This is a genomic window from Aurantimonas aggregata (genome assembly GCF_010500835.1).
In the GTDB taxonomy this organism is placed as follows: Bacteria; Pseudomonadota; Alphaproteobacteria; order Rhizobiales; family Rhizobiaceae; genus Aurantimonas; species Aurantimonas aggregata.
Genome location: NZ_JAAAMJ010000004.1, coordinates 15,888 through 36,024, shown reverse-complemented (window position 1 = coordinate 36,024; position 20,137 = coordinate 15,888). Strand labels below are relative to the sequence as shown.

General features: G+C 68.7%; 14 protein-coding genes. 5 read left to right on the top strand and 9 right to left on the bottom strand.

Annotated elements, in window-relative coordinates; genetic code table 11:
- Nucleotides 1-17: 17 nt before the first annotated feature.
- Both GTW51_RS07985 and rpoZ read right to left on the bottom strand, forming a co-directional pair.
- The gene (locus GTW51_RS07985; protein WP_163043391.1) at nucleotides 18-2,237 is read right to left on the bottom strand and encodes a RelA/SpoT family protein; all 2,220 of its coding nucleotides are present in this window, start codon (nucleotides 2,235-2,237) and stop codon (nucleotides 18-20) included.
- 112 nt (nucleotides 2,238-2,349) lie between these two features.
- Nucleotides 2,350-2,760 (bottom strand): DNA-directed RNA polymerase subunit omega, encoded by a 411-nt coding sequence (gene rpoZ / locus GTW51_RS07980; RefSeq protein ID WP_163043390.1) that lies wholly within the window; start codon nucleotides 2,758-2,760, stop codon nucleotides 2,350-2,352.
- A gap of 221 nt (nucleotides 2,761-2,981) precedes the next feature.
- Between rpoZ and GTW51_RS07975 the strand changes: the two genes are divergently transcribed.
- Both GTW51_RS07975 and GTW51_RS07970 read left to right on the top strand, forming a co-directional pair.
- Nucleotides 2,982-3,578, top strand: coding sequence for a LabA-like NYN domain-containing protein (locus tag GTW51_RS07975; RefSeq protein ID WP_163043389.1), 597 nt, complete (start codon nucleotides 2,982-2,984; stop codon nucleotides 3,576-3,578).
- On the top strand, nucleotides 3,575-4,264 hold the full coding sequence (locus GTW51_RS07970) for a uracil-DNA glycosylase (RefSeq protein ID WP_203565965.1): 690 nt from the start codon (nucleotides 3,575-3,577) through the stop codon (nucleotides 4,262-4,264). The genes GTW51_RS07975 and GTW51_RS07970 overlap by 4 nt, the downstream gene beginning before the upstream one ends.
- Nucleotides 4,265-4,277: 13 nt before the next feature.
- Here GTW51_RS07970 and GTW51_RS07965 read toward each other — a convergent pair whose 3' ends face one another.
- The 3 genes from GTW51_RS07965 to dapA form a co-directional block, all read right to left on the bottom strand.
- A complete protein-coding gene (locus GTW51_RS07965) occupies nucleotides 4,278-4,838 on the bottom strand; it encodes a peroxiredoxin (protein ID WP_163043388.1) in 561 nt (186 codons plus the stop codon).
- 7 nt (nucleotides 4,839-4,845) lie between these two features.
- Nucleotides 4,846-5,316, bottom strand: coding sequence for an SsrA-binding protein SmpB (smpB, locus tag GTW51_RS07960; RefSeq protein WP_163043387.1), 471 nt, complete (start codon nucleotides 5,314-5,316; stop codon nucleotides 4,846-4,848).
- A gap of 87 nt (nucleotides 5,317-5,403) precedes the next feature.
- Nucleotides 5,404-6,285: a 4-hydroxy-tetrahydrodipicolinate synthase gene (dapA, locus tag GTW51_RS07955; protein WP_163043386.1), complete on the bottom strand. Its 882-nt coding sequence runs from the start codon at nucleotides 6,283-6,285 to the stop codon at nucleotides 5,404-5,406.
- Nucleotides 6,286-6,573: 288 nt separating this feature from the next.
- Between dapA and GTW51_RS07950 the strand changes: the two genes are divergently transcribed.
- Nucleotides 6,574-8,775 carry a lytic transglycosylase domain-containing protein gene (locus tag GTW51_RS07950; RefSeq protein WP_163043385.1) on the top strand — a complete coding sequence of 734 codons (2,202 nt, stop codon included), beginning with the start codon at nucleotides 6,574-6,576 and terminating at the stop codon, nucleotides 8,773-8,775.
- Nucleotides 8,776-9,364: 589 nt separating this feature from the next.
- Here GTW51_RS07950 and GTW51_RS07945 read toward each other — a convergent pair.
- The 4 genes from GTW51_RS07945 to GTW51_RS07930 all read right to left on the bottom strand — a co-directional run bounded on the left by GTW51_RS07945 (nucleotide 9,365) and on the right by GTW51_RS07930 (nucleotide 16,286).
- On the bottom strand, nucleotides 9,365-10,639 hold the full coding sequence (locus tag GTW51_RS07945; RefSeq protein WP_163043384.1) for a hypothetical protein: 1,275 nt from the start codon (nucleotides 10,637-10,639) through the stop codon (nucleotides 9,365-9,367).
- Between the two features lie 313 nt (nucleotides 10,640-10,952).
- Entirely contained in the window at nucleotides 10,953-12,161 is a 1,209-nt protein-coding gene (locus GTW51_RS07940) for a porin (protein WP_163043383.1), read from the bottom strand.
- Nucleotides 12,162-12,526: 365 nt separating this feature from the next.
- Nucleotides 12,527-15,166 (bottom strand): AAA family ATPase, encoded by a 2,640-nt coding sequence (locus GTW51_RS07935; RefSeq protein ID WP_203565964.1) that lies wholly within the window; start codon nucleotides 15,164-15,166, stop codon nucleotides 12,527-12,529.
- 1 nt (nucleotide 15,167) lies between these two features.
- Complete coding sequence (locus GTW51_RS07930) at nucleotides 15,168-16,286, bottom strand: metallophosphoesterase family protein (protein WP_343033961.1); 1,119 nt, start codon at nucleotides 16,284-16,286, stop codon at nucleotides 15,168-15,170.
- 223 nt (nucleotides 16,287-16,509) lie between these two features.
- On the opposite strand from GTW51_RS07930, the gene ku reads away from it, so the two are divergent.
- Together ku and ligD are read left to right on the top strand one after the other, a co-directional pair.
- A complete protein-coding gene (gene ku, locus GTW51_RS07925; protein ID WP_163043381.1) occupies nucleotides 16,510-17,445 on the top strand; it encodes a non-homologous end joining protein Ku in 936 nt (311 codons plus the stop codon).
- Between the two features lie 8 nt (nucleotides 17,446-17,453).
- Nucleotides 17,454-20,099 (top strand): DNA ligase D, encoded by a 2,646-nt coding sequence (ligD, locus tag GTW51_RS07920; RefSeq protein ID WP_163043380.1) that lies wholly within the window; start codon nucleotides 17,454-17,456, stop codon nucleotides 20,097-20,099.
- The last annotated feature ends 38 nt before the right edge of the window (nucleotides 20,100-20,137 follow it).

Sequence of the window (20,137 nt, the reverse complement as noted above, 5' to 3'; positions counted from 1 at the left end):
ACGGCGGGCGGGAAGGCTCAACCGTTGACGCGCACGACCTCCGAGACGCACGGCTTGCCGCGCAGCTGCTTCAGCGTCCGGTTGAGGTGCTGGACGTCCCAGACCTCGAGTTCCAGCACCATCTTGGTGAAGTCGGTGGCGGTCGCCACCATCGACAGGTTGTGGATGTTGGCGTCGTTGGCGGCGATCGTCTCGGCGATCTCGGCCAGCGAGCCCGGCTCGTTCAGCGCCGAGATGGTGATGCGGGCGGGAAAGCGCGCCTTCAGCTCGGAATCGATGTCCCAGCGCACGTCCACCCAGCGGTCCGGCTCCTCGTCATAAGCGGTCAGCGCCGGCGACTGGATCGGATAGATGGTGATGCCCTGCCCCGGCTCGATGATGCCGACGATCCGGTCTCCCGGCACGGCGCCGTCCGGGCCGAACCGTACCGACATGTCGTCGCCGACGCCGCGGATGGGAATGGCGTCCGCTTCCTCCTTGCGGGCCTTCGACTTGGCGCGCCCCGGTACGCGGAAGATCATGCCGGCGGCGGTGCGCAGGTTGAACCAGCCCTCTTCCTCGCGGCGCGGCCGGCGGCGGGTGACGCGGCTGTCCTGGAAATCGGGATAGGCCGCCTTGAGGACGTCGGAGGAGTTCAGTTCGCCGCGCCCCACCGCCGCCAGCGCGTCCTCGGCCTCGCGGTGGCCGAGCTTGCCGAGCAGCGGCTTCAGCGTCTCGCGGGAGAACTGCTTGCCCTGCCGCGAGAAGGTGCGCTCGAGGATCTGCTGGCCGAGACCGGAATATTGCCGGCGGATCGAGGCTCTGGCGGAGCGCCGGATCGCCGAGCGCGCCTTGCCGGTGACCGCGATGCTCTCCCAGGCCTGCGGCGGCGTCGCGCCCTTGGCGCGGATGATCTCCACCTCGTCGCCATTGGCGAGTTCGGTCACCACCGGCATGATCCGCCCGTCGATCTTGCAGCCGACGCAGGTATCGCCGATGTCGGTATGCACGGCGTAGGCGAAGTCAATCGGCGTCGCGCCGCGCGGCAGCGCGATCAGCCGGCCCTTCGGGGTGAAGCAGAAGGCCTGGTCCTGGAACAGCTCGAGCTTGGTGTGCTCGAGGAATTCCTCCGACGTGTCGCCTTCCGCCAGCAGCTGGATCGTCCGCCGCAGCCAGGCATAGGCGTTTGAATCCTTCGACAGATGGACCCGCGTCTCGGCCTCGCCGCGATCCTTGTAGAGCGAATGCGCCGCGACGCCGTATTCGGCGATGTCGTGCATCAGGTGGGTGCGGATCTGCAGTTCGACGCGCTGGCGGGACGGCCCGACGATGGTGGTGTGGATCGAGCGGTAGTCGTTCTGCTTCGGCGTCGAGATGTAGTCCTTGAACCGCCCCGGCACCATCGGCCAGGTCCGGTGGACGATGCCGAGGGTGCGGTAGCACTCCTCCTCGGTGTCGACGAGGACGCGAAAGCCGAAGATGTCCGACAGCTGTTCGAGCGACAGCGCCTTGCGCTGCATCTTCGAAAATACCGAATAGGGCTTCTTCTGGCGGCCGGTGACCGTGGCCTTGATGCCGCTTTCGGCAAGCAAGGCGGCGAGATCCTGCTCGATGCTCGAAATGCGGTCGGCGTGGTGGGCGTTCAGCTCGGCCAACCGCGCCGTGATCGTCTCGTAGGCCTCGATGTTGATGTAGCGGAAGGCGAGGTCTTCGAGTTCCTCGCGCATGTCCTGCATGCCCATGCGCCCGGCGAGCGGGGCATAGATGTCCATGGTCTCCTGGGCGATCCGGGCGCGCTTGTCCGGCGCCATGTGGCCGAGCGTGCGCATGTTGTGCAGCCGGTCGGCCAGCTTGACGAGCAGCACCCGCACGTCGTCGGCGATCGCCAGCAGCAGCTTGCGCAGGTTTTCCGCCTGGGCGGCGCGCTTGGAGACGAGGTCGAGCCGCTTCAGCTTGGTCAGGCCCTCGACCAGATGGCCGATCGTCGGGCCGAACAGCTGGTCGATTTCCTTGCGGGTGGCGTCGGTGTCCTCGATCGTGTCGTGGAGAAGCGCCACCGCGACCGTCGCCTCGTCGAGATGCATCTCGGTGAGGATCGCCGCGACTTCCAGCGGATGCGAGAAATACGGATCGCCGCTCGCACGCTTCTGCGTGCCATGCTTCTGCATGGCATAGACATAGGCACGGTTGAGGAGCGCTTCGTCGAGGTCGGGCTTGTAGGCAGCGACCTTCTCGACGAGTTCGTATTGCCGCATCATTGACTTATGGAGACAATCTGCAAACGGAGAGGGGCGCCCCGAATATCCCGGTGGCGCCCCTCAATATAGGGTTGTCCGGGCCCGCACCGAAAGGGCCGGGCGGACAATCGGATCAAAAATCGTCGGTCTTCTCGGGCGGCACCAGGCCTTCGATGCCGGCCAGCAGCTCGTCTTCCGACATATGGTCGAAGGTGACCGCATCGTCGTCGCCGGCCGCAGCAGCCTTGTTCGCCTGCGACTCGTTGGTGATGCCGCGCATCTCGGCCGGTGCCGGCGCCGGTTCCGGCTCGTCCACCTCGACATGCTTCTGCAGCGAATGGATCAGATCTTCCTTCAGATCGCCGGGCGACAGCGTCTCGTCGGCGATCTCGCGCAATGCAACGACCGGGTTCTTGTCGTTGTCGCGATCGATGGTGATCTGCTGTCCTTGGGCAATCTGGCGCGCGCGATGGCTGGCCAGGAGAACCAGCTCGAAGCGGTTCTCGACCTTGTCGACGCAATCTTCTACGGTGACGCGGGCCATGCCTGTCTCCTGACTGAACGAAAAATCTCACGGATTAAGCTGCCCACATAGACTTTTCGGCGCCGCGGTACAAGCGCCCATTGCGGTCTTCCTGTGCATGGCGCCCGTTGGCAACGATCGACGCCGGGACTATGGTCGCGCCGAACGCATGACGGGCAGCGCCGATCGCGCCGTGCCGCGCTCGATCCACAAATCACCACCCCAGACGAAAGCTTTGTCCGATGTTCGACGAGAGGGAAAAGATCGCGCTGTTCATCGACGGCGCCAATCTTTACGCGACGTCGCGGGGCCTCGGCTTCGACATCGACTACCGCCGGATGCTGACGCATTTCCAGTCCCAGGGCTATGTGCTGCGGGCCTACTACTACACCGCCCTGGTGGAGGATTCGGAGTACTCCTCGATCCGGCCGCTGATCGACTGGCTGGACTATAACGGCTACCGCGTCGTCACCAAGCCGGCCAAGGAGTTCACCGACAGCGCCGGTCGCCGCAAGATCAAGGGCAACATGGACATCGAGCTGGCGGTGGACGCGATGGAGCTCGCCGCCACGGTCGACCATTTCGTGCTGTTTTCCGGCGACGGTGATTTCCGCTCGCTGGTCGAGGCACTGCAGCGGCGCGGCCGCAAGGTCTCCGTCATCTCGACGCTGCAGACCAACCCGCCGATGATCGCCGACGATCTGCGCCGCCAGGCCGACCATTTCATCGAGCTGAGCACGTTGCGGGCCGAGATCGGCCGCACCCCGGCCGAGCGCGAGGCGCGGCTGGCGCGCCGTGCAGAGGCAGCCGGGTCGGCCGAGAGCGACGACGACTATTGACCCCTCGCCCTTCGACAATTGCGGCGGCTCCCGGGGAGCCGGAGCCCGGCCGCGACTGCCCGATCTGCCCGCGGCTGGTCGCCTTCCGCGAGGAATGGCGGGGGCGCGAGCCGGCCTGGCACAACGCGCCGGTGCCGACGCTGCTGCCGGTCGGCGGGCGGAACGCCGTTGAGATGTTGGTGGTCGGCCTTGCGCCGGGCGTCCGCGGCGCCAACCGCACCGGGCGGCCGTTCACCGGCGACTATGCCGGCGACCTGCTCTACGCGACGCTGTCGCGCTTCGGCTTCGCCAACGACCGCTTCGCCGCCCGCACCGATGACGGGCTGGAGCTTTACCGCACGGCGATCACCAACTCGGTGCGCTGCGTGCCGCCGGAGAACAAGCCGGTCGGCGCCGAGATCGCCAATTGTCGGCGGTTCCTCGAGGCGACGCTCGCCGAGTTTCCCCATCTTCGCTGCATCGTGACGCTGGGGCGGATCGCGCATGATTCGACCGTCCGCACGCTCAGCGCGCGGCTCGCGACCGCGCCCTTCGGCCATGGCGCGTCGCATGCGGTCGGGAGCCTGCAGGTGATCTCGAGCTATCACTGCTCGCGCTACAACACCAACACCGGCCGTCTCACCGAGGCGATGTTCGTCGATGTGTTCGACAAGGTCGCGACATTTCTCGGGCCGCATCCGGCCTGACGCTATTCGCCGCTCAACGGCCGGCGGCGAGATAGGCGACGACGTCCGCCGCGTTCCGGTCGGGCGGGAAGACCGGATAGAAGACCTTGGCGATCCGGCCGTCCTCGACGATCAGCGCCATGCGCTTCAGATACAGCATGCCGCCGAGATTGAACCACGGCAGGTCGAGCGCCCGGCGCAGGTCGCCGGCTTCGTCCGACAGCAGCGGAAACGGCAGATGCAGGCGATCGGCCGCCTCGGCCTGGTCGGCGAGCGGCTGCGCGGAGATGCCATAGACGGACGAAACCCCAAGCGCCTGAAGTTCGGCATGGTGATCGCGGAAGCTGCAGCTCTGCGGCGTGCAGCCGCGGGCGCCGGGCAGCGCGTCCCAGCCCTCCGGCAGCTTCACGCCGGGCCTGCCGGTCGCCGGATAGATGTAGAGGACGACGCGGCCGTCGAGGTCCGACAGGTCCACCGTGCCGCCGTCGCTGGCGGGCAGCACGACGCTCGGCAGGATCATGCCGGTAAGGTGACCCGCGGCACCATCGTCGGCGGGCGGGGCAAGTCCGTCGGGCAACCTCAGATAATCTGCCATCGCCGCCTCACCCCTCCTTCATGATCCGCTGCTTCTGGCGGGCCCAGTCGCGTTCCTTGATGGTTTGGCGCTTGTCCGGGGCGTTCTTGCCCTTGGCGAGTGCCAAAAGGAGCTTAGCCCGGCCCTTGTCGTTGAAGTAGATCCGGAGCGGCACCAGCGTCATGCCGTCGCGCTGCACCGCGCCCGCCAGCCGGTTGAGCTGGGTGCGATGGACCAGCAGCTTGCGGCGGCGCTTCGGCTCGTGGTTGAAGCGGTTCGCCTGCAGATATTCCGGCAGGTTGGAGTTGATCAGCCAGAGTTCGCCCCCCTCTTCGGTGGCGTAGGCCTCGGCGATCGAGGCGCGGCCCTCGCGCAGCGCCTTCACTTCCGTGCCGGTCAGCATGATGCCCGCCTCGAGCGTGTCCATGATCTCGTAATTGTAGCGGGCCTTGCGGTTCTCCGCCGCGACGTTCGAGCCCTCCGCCTTCTTCTTCGCCATGAAATTCCCCCGGGCGTGGTATCGCCCGTGCCTTTATCGTCTGCCGTTTGTCCTGATCGCCCTAAGATGCGCTCGCACGGCCGGATTTCAATTGATCAGGCCTGCATGGCGGAGCGCCGAGTCGATCGCCGTCTCGGTCTCCGGGTCGATCGGCACCAGCGGCGAGCGCAGGCGGTTGGCGACCTTGCCGAGCTGCGACAGCGCGTATTTCACGCCGGTCGGGTTCGGCTCGATGAACAGCGCCTTGTGCAACGGCATCAGCCGGTCCTGGATGGCGAGCGCCGCGGTGTAGTCGCCGGCGGAACAGGCCGCCTGCATGTCGGCGCAGAGGCGCGGCGCGACATTCGCCGTCACCGAGATGCAGCCATGGCCGCCATGCGCATTGAAGCCGAGCGCCGTCGCATCCTCGCCCGAGAGCTGGATGAAGTCCTTGCCGCAGGTGATGCGCTGCTCCGAGACGCGATCGACCTTGGCCGTCGCATCCTTGACGCCGACGATATTGGCGAAGTCCGCGGCGAGCCGGCCCATCGTCTCGGGCGTCATGTCGATCACCGAGCGGCCGGGAATGTTGTAGATCAGGATCGGCAGCGACACCGCCTTCGCCACCGCGGCGTAGTGGGCGTAGAGCCCCTTCTGGTTCGGCTTGTTGTAATAGGGCGTGACGACCAGCAGCCCGTCGGCGCCGGCCTTCTCGGCGAAGCGGGCGAGATCGATCGATTCGGCGGTGTTGTTGGAGCCGGCCCCGGCGATCACCGGCACCCGGCCGGCGGTCGTCTTGACGCAGAGCTCGACGACGCGCTTGTGCTCGTCATGCGTCAGCGTCGGGCTTTCGCCGGTCGTGCCCACCGGCACCAGGCCCGACGAGCCCTCCGCGATCTGCCATTCAACGAAGGCCCGAAACGCCGCCTCGTCGAGCGAGCCGTCTTCGGCGAAGGGGGTGACCAGCGCCGGAATCGAACCCTTGAACATGCCCTGCCCTACTCCCACACTTCCCAAAAGCGTTGCCCGTCCGGCTGCCGCCCGCTCCCGACCGCGACGGCCGGTGGCGCTCCCGGCATCCACCGGGCAGCGCGGCACCTTAGTGAAGCGGCGATAGCGAAACAAGAACAGACGGCTCGCCGTCCCCCGGCGCCTCTCGACGGGGCGCGGTAACGGGGCTTTAATCGCGCTCGTGAGAGATTTGCAAACCATTCCCGCCGGCAAGCGGGCCGGATCTTTGCCGGACGCGCCAAGACGAGACTGTCCGAAAGGTTTGCCATGACCGCCAGTACCAACGCGCGCCGTCTTCTGCTTGGTGCGCTCGCGATCACCATGCTGCCCGGGCAGTCCGTCGCCAACGACCTGGCGCTGCCGCTGCTCGGCCCGACGCCCGCGACCCGCCCGGGCCATGTTGGCAGCATCGCAGCGAGCCCGGCCGAAACCGGCGTCAATGTCGATCCGTGGCGCTTCGGCCGGACGGTCACGGTACCCAATCCGGTTCTGCGTCCGACAACGACGGCCGCCGTGCCGGCCAATGCCAGCGCCTTCACCGCGTCGATCGCCGCGATGGCGCCGCGCGTCGGCGCCGTCAGCCCGATCCGCGGCGAGCTGAAGGACGGCCTGCAGGCGCTGTCGGACGGCAACCCGACGAAGGCGCGCGGCATCCGCGAAGGCATGATGCCGGGCTCGCTCGACCGCAGCATCCTGACCTGGGCGATCGCCCTGCGCGGCGGCAAGGGCGTGCCGGCCGCCGAGATCGCGCTCGCCGCCCGCCAGCTCGAGGGCTGGCCGGGCATGAAGACGCTGCGGGTCAACAGCGAGCAGGCGCTCTACCGCGAGGAGCCACCGGCGCGCGAGGTCATCGCGGCGTTCCAGGCGAGCCAGCCGGAGAGCCCCGAGGGCGCGATGGCTTTGGCACGCGCCTATATCGCCGCCGGCGAGGCGGGCCGCGCCAAGCAGCTGATCGCCAAGGTCTGGCGCGAGGAGCGGCTCGACGAATCGACCGAACGCGCGGTGCTGAAGACCTTCGGAACGCTGCTCACCCGCGCCGACCACAAGTTCCGGATGGACAAGCTGCTCTATGCTCGCCGCGTCGGCGACGCCGGGCGCGTCGCCGATCTCGCCGGCGCCAAACAGCTCTACGCCGCCCGCGCCGCCGTCATCCGCGGGGAAGGCAATGCCGCCAAGCTGCTGGCCGCCGTGCCGCAGGCGCAGCGCGCCGATCCCGGCTACCAGCACGCGCTGGTCGAGCGTTATCGCAAGTCCAACAAGATCGACGAGGCCGCCGAGATCCTGATGCGCGCGCCGCGCGATGCGGCAACCCTCGTCGATCCCGATGCCTGGTGGAACGATCGCCGCATCGTCGCGCGCGACCTCCTCGATCTCGGCAAGAACCAGCTCGCCTACCGCGTCGCGGCCGCGCATTCGGCCGAGAGCGCGACCGAGGCGGCGGAGGCGGAATTCCACGCCGGCTGGATCGCGCTGCGCTTCCTTAACGACCCGCGCACGGCCGCCGCGCATTTCGCCAGGATCCTCGACTCCTCGACCCGGCCGCTGTCGGTCTCGCGCGGCCATTACTGGCTCGCCCGCGCCGCCGAGGCCGGTGGGCCAGGCAATGCCGCCGCGTCCTATGCCAAGGCTGCCCAGTACAGCGCCACCTATTACGGCCAGCTCGCCGCGGCCAAGCTCGGCCGGCGACCCGGCGCGATCCAGTTCCCCAGCGCCAGCGCGGCCGATCGCCAGCGCTTCGAGCAGCGCGAAGCGGTGCGGGCGATCAAGCGGCTCGAGCAGATCGGCTCCAGCTGGCGCGCCGACGGGCTCTATCGTTCGCTCGCCGACGAGCTGACCAGCCCGGGCGAACTGGCGCTGCTGTCGGTGATGGCCGAGCGGCGCGGCGACCACCATCTGGTGCTGGAAGTCGGCAAGAAGGCCTATTGGCGCGGCATCGACGCGCCGGCCCTCGCCTTCCCGATCGGCGTCATCCCCGCGAGCGCCAACATCTCGGCGTCCGGCAAGGCGCTGGCCTACGCCATTGCCCGGCAGGAAAGCGCCTTCAACCCGGCGGCGAAATCCCCCGCCGGCGCGCTCGGCCTGCTGCAGCTGATGCCCGGGACCGCCAAGGCGGTCGCCGCCCGGACCGGCGTCGGCTATTCGCCGGCGCGGCTCACCAGCGATCCCGGCTACAACGCCGCGCTCGGCGCGCATTTCCTCGGCGAACAGATCGCCGCCTTCGACGGCTCGTACGTGCTGACGTTCGTTGCCTACAACGCCGGTCCCCGCCGCGCCCGCGAATGGATCGAGCGCTTCGGCGACCCGCGCGGCAAGTCGCTGGACCAGGTGATCGACTGGGTCGAGCGCATCCCCTTCACCGAAACGCGCGGCTACGTGCAGCGGGTGATGGAGAACTACCAGGTCTACAAGATGCGCCTCGGTGCCGGCTTCGACATCGAAAAGGACCTGCGCCTCGGCCGCACGGGGTAAGGTCTGGGAGGCCGTTACGAGGGCGCCGGGGGGCGCTGAGCGGAAGAGCCGCTCACGGCGTCTGCAATGATGTTGTTCCCCCTCGGCGTCACAGCGTCGGCGATCACACCTCCCGCTCGGTGACGTCACAGCGTCGGCGGTCAACCCCTCCCTCTCAGCGGCGTCATCCTCGGCTTGACCCGAGGACCCATTCCTCGCCGTCGGCGCCGCCACTCTGTCGGAGGAAAGACGCCCACCCCGCCGGCGATCCGGCCGCTTCTTCCACGAAGTCACCTCCCCGCCACGGACCCGGCAGTTTCGGCGACTTGGCATGGGTCCCCGGGTCAAGCCCGAGGATGACGCCGTGAGGGCGGGAACGGCAAACCGTCCCGCGCCGTGTGATGGAGCCTCCTGCACCGGCAGCCCAGCCATGACGTTGATGACCACGCCGCCCCCCTCAGCGGCGTCATCCTCGGGCTTGACCCGAGGACCCATTCCTCGGTGCTGAAGCTGCCGCTTCGTCAGAGGGAAAACGCGATCCGCTCTGGGAGCGGCAAACCGTCCGCACCGTCCGTGGCAAATCTTTCCTCCCGGATGACGCCAGCGCCCGCTACATCACCCTACGCGGCGTGGCGCGGTCGTCGACCAGCGCCTGCGCCTGCTCGACCCAGCGCTCGCGGGCGATGCGGCCGGGAAAGCCGCTTTTCGCCTCGAACCAGTGGCCCTCACCGGCACCCCAGCGGGCGATCTGGTCGTAGTGATAGATGCCGTTCTCGAACAGCAGGCGTTCCAGACTTGGGCCGATGCCGTCGATGCGGGTGAGATCGTCGGGCGTGTCGGCCCGCGGCGCCTCGAGCCGGTCGGGCTCGCGGATCAGCGCTTCCTCTGCCAGCACGGCTTCGTCGGGGCCCGACGGGTGCGACGCGCTCGCCTCGTCAGTCGCTGCGGGCGCTTCCACGTCGACGGCGGGGACCGTGCCGGCAGCGCCGGCGATACGGAATACTGCTCGCTCATCGGCAACATCACCCCCGCCCGCCATGTCCTCGCCTGCCGCGGCGTCCGCGGCCGCCTTGGGCAGAGGCGGCGACGCGGCTGAGGCGGCCGAGCCCAGCTTGCGGTAGTCCAGCGTACGAAAATCCTTGTCGAACGGCGCCGCCCGGTGCTTGGCGGCCAGCGGATCTTCGGGCAGATGCTTTCGCTGCTCGCGCTTCGGCGTCGGGCCGCGCGGATCGGGGCCGGCCAGCGTACGCCGGGGCGCTGTGGCCGGCGCCGGCGGCGGGGCGGTATCGCCACCCGGCAGGGTCGGCATCAGGTCGGGCACCCGCTCGGTGCTGCGGCCCCGGATGATCTCGGCCGAGACGAAACTGCCGCCGAACTGCGAGAACTGGGCGTTCTGCAGCGGTGGCGACGGTGCGTGGGATGCCGGGTCCTTCGCCTGCCAGCTCGAATGCTGGCGCGCGCGCCGCTCCTTCTCGCGGGCGGCCTCGTCCTTCGACAAAGCGCGGTAGTCGAGCGTGCGGAAATCGCGATCGAAGGCGGCGGCGCGGTGCTTGGCCGCCAGCGGGTCCTCGCGCTGGCCGGGATGTGGCTTGGCGACCGCTCCGGCGCTCGGTGCAGGGGCGGTCGCACCGGGCGCCTGCGGCGCCGGAACAGTCACGTCCGGCTCTTCCGATAGAGGCGGCGTCGGCCCGGCGGTGAGAACGCTATCCGGCTTTGCGCCTGTCGCGGCGACGGTTGCCGGCAAGGAATGGGCGGGCGCTTCTCGCCGTGGCTCTGGCGACGGCTTCGATGCGGCTTCGTCGCTCCGCGCACGCTTCCCCGCGACCGCGCCAAGGCCGAACGCCGCGCCGAGCAGCAGAAAGACCTTTCCGAAAAACGACAGCATAAACACCTCCGCTGGGCCGACCGCACAAGCCGAAAGCTAGGGATGGGCGCGCGCGAGGCAACCGCCCTGTCCGGGCCGGGCGGAATTTCGTTCAGGCCAGGCGGCCGAACGGACAGCCGGCCGCGAAGGCGACCAGCGGGAACGGAAGGAGGTCGATCAGGAGGCCTAAAATCCCTTATCGGAGACAGGAAACGGCCATTGGTCAAGCGCGGAGGAACAATGCGTCACCGGCTGCATGCCGGCCAGACGCCTGCCCAAACGAAAGAAGCCCGGCGCGAGCGCCGGGCTTCTCTCAGACTGGAGGCTCGATCGATTAGAAGGAGCGAACGAACTGGATGAAGCCAGCCGTCTGGTCGACGGAGTCGCCATCGAAGTCGATGTCGGTGTAGGACACTTCGCCCAGGACATCGAAGTTGTTGGTGATCTCGTAGCCGACGTTACCGACGAGCTTGTAGTATTCACCCGAACCGAGGTTCGTCGTGACGAAGTCCGTACCGATGAACTCGCCGCCGCCGACTTCGAAGGTCTCGCCGTAGATACCGGAGACCGCGATGCCGAGCTTGCCGAACGCCTGGGCGTAACCGGCGCCAACCTGCCACTCAACCGGCAGATCGCCGACGAAGTCGGTGTAGCTGGAGTTGATGGACGGATCGTTGAAGAGACCGATCGTCGAGTAACCGGACGGATCGAAGGCGTAGCTACCCTCGAACTTCAGCTCGGAGTCGGCGGCGATCAGGTCCTTGAGCGAGAGGCCGCCCTTGATGGCGAACGCATCTTCGTTGTCGTCGATGAGGCCGAAGGCGCCTTCGAAGAGGAACTCGTCTTCGGTGATGTCGTAGAAGCCGAAGGCGGTGTTCTGCGTCAGATCGACGTTCTCGTCGTACGAACCGGCGATGTAGATCGAGCCCCAGCCGCCGTCATAGGCGAGACGGGCAACGACGTCCGGAGCGAAATCGCCCGTGTCGTCGTCTTCGAGCGACAGAGCGGCCGAGAAGCCGTCAGCAGCGTAGGTGTAGGAGATGCGGTTGACCTGGATGTCGCCGACCGGGAGGTCGGTGTCGGTCAGCAGGCCGTCGCCTTCGGTCCAGAGCGTGTCGAGGTAACCCATGGTGAGGCCACCGAGCTGGATGTAGCCCTGGTCCATGGCGTAAGGCGCGTCGGACGTGCCCGAGGTGTTCTCGGCCTGGACGCGGGCGAAGCCGCGCAGGGTGCCGAGTTCGGTCTCTTCACGAACGTCGAAGTTCAGACGGACGCGGACGCGGCTGTAGGCGTTGTAGTCGTCGCCTTCGTCGTTCAGTGCGAACGTGTTGTCGGCAACGATGTACTTGAAGCGGACGTAGCCACCGATCTTCATGCAGGTTTCGGTGCCGGGGATGTAGAAGAAGCCGCTGCCGTACACGTCGCAGACGCGCACATAGTCGGTGGGCTCCGGTGCAACCGGAACGATGACGTCCGCAGCGCGGGCGCCGGTAACTGCGACGAGGGCCGCAGCGGAGCCGAGAAGAAGGCTCTTAATGTTCATGTCCTGACCTCCAGTCAATTTATAGGTTAGGGTTGGGCCTTGTATGAAGGACAGCCTTCCCTGCCCCATCCCCTGTTCGAAAGTCCGAAGCGCGTTGCCCTGCGTTCTTTCTGACGCGACATTACCCGGCAGCGGATTTGGCGCAATCTCCTAAATGCCACAATGGGGCCCGTGGGGTCCTTTGGACACACCCCTGTTGCAACGAAGCCACTTTTGCCTTCACGCCTCGTTAACCATTCGGGAATCCGGGGGGTCTCGGCAGCCCTTGGGCCGGCCTCGCGAGCCGTGCCGGAGCGTGAGCTGGAGCGATTGGGGCGGGAAACGGGCGATTCGAGGCAGGTTTCGCCGGCTTTTGCCGCTTTTGCCTAGAGCCGCTGGATCGGGGCGCCGAGATCGCGGAAATCCCGCTCCCGGCAGGTCAGCACGATGATCTGCAGCGTCTCCGACGCCAGCCGCAGCACCAGGTGCATGCGCTCCAGCCGTTTCTCGTCGGTATTGACCAGCGCATCGTCGAGAATGACGGCGGTCGGATGCCCGCCCTTCTTCAGCACCTGCGCCAGCGCCAGGCGGGTCACCACCGCCACCTGCTCGCGCGCGCCGGCGGACAGTCGCTTGAAGTCTTCCTCGACCCCGGCGCGGTGCAGGCTGCGAATCTCCAGCGTCGAATCGTCGAGCTCGATCGCCGCACCCGGGTGGATCAGCTTCAGGTAGGGCGTCACCTGCGTCTTGATCGGCCCGAGCCAGTGCTCGCGCGCCTCGCGCCGGGCAGCGATCAGCGTCGCGTGCAGCATGGCGGCGGCTGCCGCCTCGATCCGCAGCCGGGCGAGTCGCGATTCGACCGCGCCGATCTCACCCTCCAGCCGGGCGACGTCCTCGCCGAGAGCCGTCGCGCCGGTCGCCTCGAGCTCGCCTTCCAGCCGCAACGTCTCCTCCTTCAGCGCTGCGACGGTGCGGCGGATCTCGGCGAGTGCCTTGCGCCGCGCTTCCAGCGTCAGCTGCACCGTCGCCGGGTCGGCGGCGGCAAGGTCGCGCTGCCGCCGCTCCAGCACGGCCGCCTTCGCCGCGCGGTCGAGCTCGGCCGCCGCCAGATCCTCGGCCAGCGCCGTACGCGGGCGCACCGCCTCGGCTTCGGCGACGTCGCGGCGCAGCCGGTCGGCTTCGGCGCGTCGATGCGCCTCGTCGGCTTCGGCGCGGGCGATCGTCGCCAGCCCGTCGCTGGCCGCGCGACGCATTCGCTCGAGCGTCGCGGTCGCCGTCTCCAGCCTCGTGCGCGCGGCGTTGCGGGCGGCGCGGGCGGTGGCCTGGTCGGCGGGGCTCGGCGACGGTCCGTCCGGCGCCGGCGCCGGCAATGCCGCAAGCATGGCGGAAAGGTCGGCAAGCGCCGCCTCGGCTGCCGCCCGCCCCTCCGGCAGAAGCGCCGCGGCCTGCGCCTTCAGCGTCGCCGTCTCGATCCGCCGATTTTCGGCCGCGCCCGCGCGCGCCCGCGATTCCTCTATAGAGACGACGCCAAGTCGGTCGAGCAGCGCGGCGAGCGCGGCCTCGGCGGCATCACATTCGCGGCGCAGCGTCGCGGCGTCACCGCCGGGCTCAACGGTGAGGCTGCCGAAACCATCGAGGTCGAAGCGCTCGTGGCCCGTGACGCGGTGCGGCGTCCCGGCCGCGATGACCGCGCCGGTGGCATCGCGCACCGTGCGATCCCCGGAAGGCGCGAAGACCAGCACCGGCGCCGTCACCGACAGTCGGATCGTCGCGTCGCGGCATTTGCGCTCGGCGGCCTCCAGCGCCTTGATCGCGGCGGCGTCGATCGCGGGACCGGCGGATTCTGCCTGCAGGGCGGCCAGCCGCGTCTCGATCTCGCCGGCGTCCCGCAGCCGTCGGCCCATCGCTTCGGCCTCGGTTGCCATCCGGGCGCGCTCGAGGCTCGCTCGGAGCGCGTCGTCCGCCGCTTCCGCGGTTTCGGCCGCAATCCTGGCTGCCGCTGCTTCCGCCTCGGCCGCGGCGATCGCCGCCTGCTCGCCCTCGCGTGCGGCGCGAGTCTCCAGAAGAGCAGCTGCCGCCACCTCTGACGCCTGCTGCGCCGCCGCGGCGGAAGCGGCCAGCTGGTCGCGCTGCTTCAGGCGTTCGGCGACGCCGTCGCGGCGGGCCAGCGAATGCTGCAGATCGCGCGTCGCCTCGCGCATCGCGCCTTCCAGCCCCACCGTCTGGCGGGCGCGCTCCTCGGCGGCCTCCAGCGCCGCCTCTGCCTTGGCCAAGGCCTCGTCCCGCTCGTAGGAGCGCAGCGTTGCCCGGCGCCCGTCGAGCCGCTGCAGCTTCTCCTCGAAATCGGTGCGCGCCGCCGCCTTGACGGCGAGGTCGGCGCGCAGCTCTTCCAGGAGCTGCTCGGCCTGGCGGACGGGCGAGGCCTGCGCCACCCGGCCGGTGTCGGTGAAGAACCGGTCGTGCAGCGTCTTGGCCGCGCCGATCATCGCCCGGCCGCGTTCGCCGCCGAGGATCTGCCCGACCTCGCCCTCGAGCGAAGCGGTCACCGCGTCCTTGCCGACGCCGATGTCGAGCCCGCCGGTGTTCGAGCGCCCCTGCTCCACCCACAACAGGCCGAAGGCGCCCTGGTGCGAATCCAGCTTGGACTCGCCGCGGCCGGGATGGGCGAAGCGGAAGAGTTCGGCGAGCCGCTCCTCGACCGCGTCACCGGTCAGGCTGCCGCCCGGCCAGGTCAGCTCCGCCTCCGGCCGCTGCAGGAACGCCTTGCGAAGCGAATACACGGTGTCCGCCAGCTTGAAGTCGACATGGATTTCCGGCCGGGCCTGGCGCTGATAGGGCGCCAGCGCCTTGACCGCCTCGCCGGTGGCGCGGTGGCGCTGGAAGAACGCCGCGCGCAGCGCCGTCAGCAGCGTCGACTTGCCGGCTTCGTTGTCGCCGACGATGACGTTCAGCCCCGGCTCGAACAGCGTCAGCTCGGCGGAGCTGATGCCGGCGAAATCGGTGAGCTTGAGAGAGCGCAGATACATCTCAGCGTTCTCCCAGTCGGCGGTGTTCGACATAGGCGAGCCGCAGCGCCAGCGCCGCCGCGGCGCGATCGGGATCGGCAGGATCGGCGGCCCGCGCCCGCAGCCGCTCGATCGCGACGCGCACGAAGCCGCCGACGTCGATGCGGTCGAGATCCTCGTCGTCCGGCGCGTCGATCAGCGCCGCATCCACCAGCCTCAGGTCGAAGAGCTTGGCCCGCCAGAGCGCCAGCGTCTCCTCCAGCCGCACCCGCTCGCGCAGCGACAGGCTGCCGGAGAGCACGAGTTCGAGCACCGTCTCGCCGGGCTGCGCGAGCGCCGACAGCGCCTCGTCCACCGCTTCCACCCCGCCATCCAGCCGCAGCGCCAGCGAGCGCCAGTCGAAGCGCGCCGTGCGCACCTTCTCGATGCGCGGCGCAGCGCCCGGACCGTCGACCTCGACGATCGCAACGTGGCCCGGCGCATTGGCCGGATAGCGGTCCGGCTCCGGCGTGCCGGCATAGACCGTCTTCGGCGCGATCTCGACGAAGCCGTGCCAGTCGCCGAGCGCCAGATAGTCGAGCCGGGCGCGCGCCGCCCGGTCGTCGGCGATCGGATTGCCGGCCTCGGCCGCCTCCGGCAGGCGGTTCTGCACCGAGCCGTGGGCGAGGCCGATCCGCGCCAGCCCGGCGGGGGTCTCGGCATGGTCGAACCAGGCGGTGAGGTCGGCGCCCTCGTGCCGGCGGGTCAGCGGCGCCGGCAGGATGGCGATGCCCTGGTCTTCGAGGAGGATCGGCTCCGGCCGGTCGGCGACGATGACCCGCGCCGCGTCGGCGCGCTGCTTCAGCCGCGTCCACAGGCTGACGCCGAGCGCCGCGTCGTGATTGCCCGGCAGCATTACCCACGGGCCCCGAAACGCCGCCATCGCGTCGAGCGTGCGCTGGATCTCGCGGTCGCTCACCATGTTGTCGTCGAAGGCGTCGCCTGCGACCAGCACGGCGTCGCAGCCGCGCGAAGCCGCCAGCGCCGCGATCCGTCCGACCACGGCGAAGCGCTCGGCGCGCAATTCGCCGCGCCGGTCGGGCTCGAAGCCGCCGAACGGCTTGCCGATCTGCCAGTCGCCCGTATGGAGAATCCTGATCACGATGGGGTCGTCGGTTCCTGATCCGCTGGTTGCGTCGCCGGGGCCTTGCCCGTGCTGGGCCCTCCCCCCGAAAATCGCAAGCTTCGGAGCGCGCGCGCCCGCCTTATCAACCGGTTTTGGCCCCTCTTTACCAAGCGTCTCAAAGCCCGTCACGCAACCGGAACGAGTCCGCGGCAAGGCCGTTGAGTCACGTTGCGGCAGTCACTGTGTCTGGAGTTGAAGAATGGCGCCTCGTCCCGTCTGGAAAGGCCAGATCCGGCTTTCCCTCGTGTCCATCCCCGTCGAGATGTATTCGGCCACCACCTCCGGCGCCTCGATCGCCTTCCGGCAGATCCACGAGAAGTCCGGCAAGCGCATCCAGTACGAGAAGGTGGTCGAGGGCATCGGCCCGGTCGACAAGGACGAGATCGTCAAGGGCTACGAGGTCAGCAAGGACGAATACGTGCTCCTCACCGACGAGGAGATCGAGAACGTCAAGCTGGAGACCAAGAAGACGCTCGAGTTGGTGCAGTTCGTCGATTCCAACGCGATCCCGCCGCTGTATTTCGACAAGCCCTATTACGTCGTGCCGCAGGACGATCTCGCCGAGGACGCCTTCCGGGTCATCCGCGACGCGCTGCGCCAGTCGCACAAGACCGGGCTCGGCCAGCTGGCGCTGCGCGGCAAGGAATATCTGGTGGCGCTGCGCCCCTGCGGCTCCGGCCTCTTGCTGAGCACGCTGCATTACGAGGACGAGATCCGCAAATCCGCGCCGCTCTTCGCCGAGATTTCCGACGATGGCGCCGAGGAGGACCTGCTTGCCGTCGCGACCCAGCTGATCGAGAAGAAGACCGCAAAGTTCGAGGCCAAGACCTACAAGAACCACTATATCGAGGCGCTGAAGGCGCTGATCGCCGAGAAGCGCAAGAAGGGCGGCAAGGCGACGCTGTCGATCGACGACGACGAGCCGGCACCGCGCACCAAGGGCAATGTCGTCGACCTGATGGCGGCGCTGAAGCAGAGCCTCGAGGGCGGCAGCGGCGGAGGTGCCGGCAAGGAGGCCGGCGGTGCGCGGCGCAAGCCTGCTGCGGCAGCCGCGAAGGCGAAGGCCGCCGAGCCCGCCAAGGCCAAAAAGGCGCCGGCCACCAGGAGCGCCCCGCCTCGCCGCAAGAGCGCCTGAGGTCGGCCATGGCAGGCCGCAGCGACGCGCTTCTGGATACCTATCGCCAGAAGCGGGATTTTTCGAAGACGAAGGAGCCGTCGGGTTCGGAGGCTGCCGCCAAGGCGGCCGACGGGCTGTTCTTCTGCATCCAGAAGCATGACGCGACACGGCTGCATTACGACTTCCGCATCGAGTGGGAAGGCGTCCTGAAGAGCTGGGCGGTCACGAAAGGCCCCAGCCTCGACCCCGCCGACAAGCGCCTTGCCGTGCGCACCGAAGACCACCCGATGGGCTACGGCACCTTCGAGGGGACCATCCCGAAGGGCGAATATGGCGGTGGCACCGTCATGCTCTGGGACCAGGGCACGTGGGAGCCGCTGGAGGATGCCGACGAGGGCCTCGCCAAGGGCAATCTCAAGATGCACGTGATGGGCGAGCGGTTGCGTGGCAACTGGGCGCTGATCCGGATGAAGCCGCGCCCGGGCGAGAAGCGCGAGAACTGGCTGCTGATCAAGGAGAAGGACGACGCGGTCGACCGCCGCCGCAACCTCCTCAGCGACGAGACCAGCATCAAGACCGGCCGCACCATGGCGGCGATCGCCAAGGGCGTCGATGTCTGGGACAATGCACGGGACGATGACGCGGCAGAGCCGGCGCCCAAGCCTGCCGCGAAGGGGCGCAGGAAAGCCACCGCTCCGAAGGCTGCGGCCGCCGAAAAGCCGACGAAATCCGCCGCCGCCTCGAAGAAGAAGAAGCCGGCCGGCAAGCCCCTGCCGCTGCCGCGCTTCGTCGCGCCGCAGCTGGCGACGCTGGTCGACGAGGCGCCGGACGGGCGCGACTGGCTGCACGAGATGAAATACGACGGCTACCGGGTGATGATCGCCGCCGGTGGCGGCGAGGTCCGCTGCTTCACCCGCAACGAGAAGGACTGGACCGACCGCTTCGCGCCGATCGCCGAGGCCGCCCGCACCCTCGATTGCCGCAACGCGCTGATCGACGGCGAGATCGTCGCCTTCGACGACAATGGCGGTACGGACTTCTCGACCCTCCAGAACAACCTCTCCGACGGCGGCCCCCTCGCCTGCTTCTGCTTCGACCTGCTGACGCTCGACGGCGAGGATCTGCGGAGCCGCCCGCTCACCGAGCGCAAGGCGATGCTGCGCGACCTCATTGAGCGCACCGGCTCCGAGACGCTGCTCTACAGCGACCACGTCACCGGCAACGGGCCGGCGGTGCACGACAAGATCTGCCGGGCCGGCCACGAGGGCATCATCGCCAAGCGCGCCGATGCGCCCTATCGCTCGGGCCGCACCCGCGGCTGGCTGAAGGTCAAGTGCTCGCGGCGGCAGGAATTCGTCATCGGCGGCTTCCGCCCCTCCGACAAGCGCGGCCGGCCGTTCGCCTCGATCCTGCTCGGCGTGATGGAGGACGGCAAGCTCACCTATCGCGGCCGCGTTGGGACAGGCTTCGACGAGGCCAACATGGCGGATCTTGCCGAGCGCTTCGCGGCGCACAAGCGCATGACCTCGCCCTTCACGACCCTGCCGACTGACGTCCGGCGCGGCTCGCGCTTCGTCGAGCCGGTGCTGGTCGCAGAGGTCGAGTTCGCCGAGATCACCGCCGACGGCTCGATCCGCCACGGCGTCTTCAAGGGCTTGCGCGAGGACAAGGAGGCCGGCGACGTGGTCGATGAGAACCCGCAGCGCGAGGGCAAGGCCGCTTCCGCCAGACGTCGTGCCGGCGAGGATGCGGCGAAAGCCGCGCCGGCCGAGCTCGGTCAGGCGCCCGACAATGTCGCCGGCGTCCGCCTCACCCATCCCGAACGCGTCGTCTTTGCCGGCCAGGGCGTCACCAAGGGCGACCTCGCGCTCTATTACGAGAAGGTCGCGGACCGCATGCTCGCCCATGCCGGCGGCCGGCCGCTGTCGCTGGTGCGTTGCCCGCAGGGCGGCCAGAAGCGCTGCTTCTTCCAGAAGCACGACACCGGCGGGTTTCCCGAAGCCGTGAAGACCGTGCCGATCCCCGAGAAGGATGGCGGCACCGAGCATTACCTGACCGTCACTGATGCCGCCGGCCTCGTCGGCGCCGTGCAGATGAACACGCTGGAGTTCCACATCTGGGGCTCGCGCAACGACCGGCTGGAAAAGCCCGACCGGCTGATCTTCGACCTCGACCCGGACGAGGGCCTCGACTTCGAGGACGTGAAGGCGGCGAGCTTCGACCTGCGCGACCGGCTGGAGGCGCTGGGGCTGAAAAGCTTCGCCATGGTCACCGGCGGCAAGGGCGTCCATGTCGTGGTGCCGCTCGACCGGCGGCAGGGCTGGGAGGAGGTCAAGGCCTTCGCCAAGGCCTTCGCCGTACGCCAGGCCGAGGACGAGCCGGACCGCTTCGTCGCCACCATGTCGAAGGCCAAGCGCAAGGGCCGGATCTTCATCGACTGGCTGCGCAACGAACGCGGCTCGACGGCGATCGCCCCCTATTCCAGCCGCTCCCGCGAGGGCGCGCCGGTGGCCACGCCCGTGACCTGGGACGAGCTGGCGACGCTGAGCGTGGTCAACGGCTTCGACATCAACGCCGTCATCGCCCGGCTGGATGAGCCGGATCCATGGGCTGATTACGCCGACGTGCGCCAGTCGCTGACCAAGAAGATACGGGACAAGTTCGGCGTCTGACAGGCACCGACCTTTCGCCGTGACCGAAAACACCCACC